Annotated in this window: 2 protein-coding genes; both read right to left on the reverse strand. The window is 61.0% G+C overall.

Translation table 11 applies throughout. The annotated features are described in order from the left end of the window. On the reverse strand, window positions 1–593 hold a 593-nt coding region (locus tag EOA85_RS36250; protein WP_127212800.1), incomplete at its 3' end, for a TIGR01459 family HAD-type hydrolase. A gap of 64 nt (window positions 594–657) precedes the next feature. After that, window positions 658–867, reverse strand: a complete 210-nt coding sequence (locus tag EOA85_RS36255) for a hypothetical protein (protein WP_127212801.1) — start codon at window positions 865–867, stop codon at window positions 658–660. Window positions 868–885 lie beyond the last annotated feature (18 nt).

The following is an 885-nucleotide window of genomic DNA, read 5'->3' on the forward strand; positions in this document are numbered from 1 at the left end:
GGTTTTCCGGCGATCAGCGTCCGCCCGCCGAGCTGGGCATAGTCGCGAGCCAAGGCCCCGGCGCACCAGATCATCCGCTCGCCGCGCTCGACCACGATGTCGGGATTGGCGCAGATGAAGGGCAGGTTCCTGGCGCGTAGCCGCCGAAGAAGATCGGCGTAGTCCTCCGGCTTCTCGACCTCGTCGTCGAACAGCCCGGTGCAGACCACGCCGGATGCCTCGAACTCCTCGACGAGCTCGACGTCAAGACCGTCATAGAGCGTGAAATCGCGGTCGGCGCCGATATGGAAGATCTTTCGCGGGCCCTCGATGATCAGGTCGCGGGTCACGTCACCGGAGGTGACGATACGGTCATAGGCCGCAGAAGGAACGCCGATCGCATTCATCTGCGCCACTACATCGGCGCTGCGCCGCGGCGAATTGGTGATCAGCACCACAGGTATCTTCGCTTCGCGTGCGGTCGCCAGCGCCAGAGCGGCGGCCGGAAAATGCCGTTCGCCATTGTGGACCACGCCCCAGACATCGCACAGGATGGCAGAATAGGCTGCAGACAAATCCGCGAGCGAGCCGATGATATCGGGCGAATCCGCCATATCTTTTCCCAGGTCATGATGGTTGCGAGCGCCGCCGCCGACGATCCGCAGCGACTGGACCGCATTAACCGAAGCTCTTCACCCTGTCACCAGCTTTCGCCGCGTTTCGGCATCGCCGCTCAGCAATGAAGGCATAATCGCAAAGCACAAAAATTTTCGTTTCCAGAGCTTTAGCCGATTCCGGACACTCCGCGGCGATCCCGATCGCGGGCGGCATTGGCCCCAGCGGCGGCGTGGTTAACGAGCTTTGAAAAAGTGTGTCGATCTTGGACATATTTTAGCAATCTGAAAT

Source organism: Mesorhizobium sp. M5C.F.Ca.IN.020.29.1.1, from assembly GCF_003997375.1.
Lineage (GTDB): Bacteria > Pseudomonadota > Alphaproteobacteria > Rhizobiales > Rhizobiaceae > Mesorhizobium > Mesorhizobium wenxiniae.

Bases quoted from the DNA above. Each gene is read 5' to 3' on its own strand.
- EOA85_RS36255 (WP_127212801.1), bottom strand. From the start codon at position 867: ATGTCCAAGATCGACACACTTTTTCAAAGCTCGTTAACCACGCCGCCG.